Raw genomic sequence first — 2,582 nt, 5'->3', positions numbered from 1 at the left:
TCTGCCGACTGGCGCACGAACGCATAAGTTCTGGACGCCCCCTGACCACAACGATGGCCGGGCTTCAGGTCAACCGCCTGCGCCGCTGCAAGCATCTCGCATGCCACGAGATGGCGCCACAGTTCGACAATCTCGCCGCACTTGGCCACTGCAAGGGGTGTTTGCGTTGCATGGTCTTCCACACCTTCCGAAACCGGCAGGAAGTCCAGCATCACGGGATTGGCCTTGTGCCGGATCGCGCCGATGAGCGCCGTTACGGTCTTCTGCAGGGGCACAAATCCGGCTGAAGCGCCACCGATGGGCGTAAGATAGCGCGGAAGACCATTGCGGCCTTGACCCGTCAGTTGAACGAACCGCGCTGCGCTCGCCAACGCCGCCTGTGCGATCGCAAGACCGAGCGCTTCAAAGGCCAGGGCAAGCGAGGGCGTGTGAAAGTTTCCGGTGGACAAAACACGCCCTTCGTCGAGGATCACCAGCGGGTTGTCCGCGGCCGAATTGAGTTCGGTTTCGAGAGCCGCCTTCGCCCCCTGCAACGTATGGGCAAGCGCGCCATGGATCGGTGCAACACAACGCAGCGAGAGCGGATCCTGAATGGATATTTTTTCTTCAAACAGCGATGATCCTTCAAGGAGAGCCAGAATCTTCTCCGCTTCGCCAACTTGACCGGCAGCCGGGCGCGCATGCTGGATCGCGGGCGTGAGTATCAGTGGGTTGCCGCCGAGTGCTTCAAAGCTCAAGCCAGCCGCCTGGCGCTGGAAATCGAGGAGAAAGGCGGCATCCGTTGCAACCAGCGCGCCCTGCCCGACGGAGACGGCCGATGCATTGAGCAAGGACAAGCCGTCTTTGGGGCCAAGCTTTGAGGCGGCAAGACCGGCCTTTTCAAGGGCTTGCCGGGATGGATAGACTTTGCCGCCAAATTCCGCTGTGCCCTCGCCGATCAGCGTCCCGGCAATCGCCGCAAGGAGCACAAGATCGCCGGCACCGATGGAACCGAAAGACGGGACATTTGGGTGAACCTTCCTGTTGAGGAGCGCCAAAAGATCCCTGAACACATGGGGCGATATTCCCGATCCGCCGACGCAAAACATTGAAACCCGGGCCGCCAGGACTGCACGTGTAACGTCCCGCGGCAAGAATGGCCCGACGCCCATGCCGCGCCCGAGCACCAGCTTTTGCTGGAAAACGTTTATATCAGCAGTTACCGACGTTTTCAGGTTTGCGCCAAGACCGGTATTGAGACCGTAAATCTGCTGTCCGGACGCTGCTGCCTGATCAAGGATCGTTCGCGCCCGCACCAGGCGATCATCGACATCGCCTGCAATGTCGATGATCGCATCCTTGCGGGCGATCGCGACGATATCGGCAATAGTCGTCTCCGCGCCGTTGAAAACCACCCTGTTCATGCGAAACGCAGCCTCTGTCCGATCTGCGCGGCCCTGGCTTTTTCCAAAAAAGCATGGCCGAGCGCGATATCACTCAAGGACAGGCCGCGATGCCAGAAAAGGATGGTCTCCCCGTCATGCTCGCGCCCCGTCTTTTTTCCGGCAACGATCTGGCCAAGTTCGGCGTGCAATGTCGTCTCGGACAGTTTCTTCGCCTCGACATGCGCCCGCAACGCGCCAAACTTGCCAGCCTTGCACTGCCCCCAATCATCCACCACCAGCTTGTCCATGATATCGGTCAGGGACAGCTCCACCGCGCTCATTGTCCCGTAAGGCACGACAAAAGCACCCTTTTTGATCCATTCGGTCTTCAGCAGGGGTTGCGGCTCGGGCAAGCGCGTGGCTTCCACGATGATATCGGCGCCTTCCACGCAGGCGCGCCAGCTATCGGTCACAACGATCTGCTTGCCGAGATCATGCGATAACTTCGCCGCAAAGGCATCGCGGCTTTCAGGACGGCGCGAATGCACGCGGATCTCGTCGAAATTATAAAGCTGATCAAGCAGCCGCACATTCCAGTAGGCCGTCCCGCGCGCACCAATGTGACCAAGCACCTTCGAATTTTTGCGCGCCAGATATTTGGCGCCAAGTGCCGTGATCGCCCCGGTGCGCATGTCGGTTATCACGGTTGCATCAAGAATGGCGCGCGGCGCGCCGGTACGCGGATCAAACAGGGTCAGGACACCGAATTCGGACGGATAGTTCAGCCTGTAGTTGTCGACAAAGTCGCCGACGATCTTCACGCCTGCCAGGTCGAGGGGCGCAACATATCCACGCAACACATTGAAATGGCCGCGAAACGCCGCATCCGGCTCGAGGTGCACCCTTGGTTCGATGACAGTCTCGCCATTGCCCTGCGCGGCCAGTGACGTTTCGATTGCGACAAGGATCTCCGTATTCGTCAAGGCGAGCGCCTCAATGTCGAGAGCGTTCAGATAGTCGATATAGATCGGTGTCATGATGTCTCTTTGCTCATGCGCCACGCGGTGGGATTTTGATTCCAAGATTTTCCCTGAGTGTGCGCCCTTCATATTCATGGCGAAACAGTTCACGGCGGCGCAATTCAGGAATGACAAGATCAATGAAATCGTTCAGTCCGTCCGGGAAAGAGGCAGCCATGATATTATAACCGTCGGCTGC

2 protein-coding genes and 1 pseudogene are annotated in these 2,582 nt (G+C 58.9%); all 3 read right to left on the bottom strand.

The window, feature by feature from the left end; translation table 11 throughout:
- On the bottom strand, positions 1-1,403 hold a 1,403-nt coding region (locus tag AAAB35_RS09795; protein ID WP_340668094.1), incomplete at its 3' end, for an aromatic amino acid lyase.
- Entirely contained in the window at positions 1,400-2,401 is a 1,002-nt protein-coding gene (locus AAAB35_RS09790; RefSeq protein WP_340668093.1) for an ornithine cyclodeaminase family protein, read from the bottom strand. The genes AAAB35_RS09790 and AAAB35_RS09795, both read right to left, overlap by 4 nt.
- A gap of 13 nt (positions 2,402-2,414) precedes the next feature.
- A pseudogene (locus AAAB35_RS09785) lies at positions 2,415-2,582 on the bottom strand (nitrilotriacetate monooxygenase); the annotation flags it as partial.

The organism is Phyllobacterium sp. (assembly GCF_037994425.1).
Lineage (GTDB): Bacteria > Pseudomonadota > Alphaproteobacteria > Rhizobiales > Rhizobiaceae > Phyllobacterium.
Note: the sequence above shows the minus strand (reverse complement) of the source record. Positions and strands in the feature narration are given on the sequence as shown.

Bases quoted from the DNA above. Each gene is read 5' to 3' on its own strand.
- AAAB35_RS09790 (WP_340668093.1), bottom strand. From the start codon at position 2,401: ATGACACCGATCTATATCGACTATCTGAACGCTCTCGACATTGAGGCG.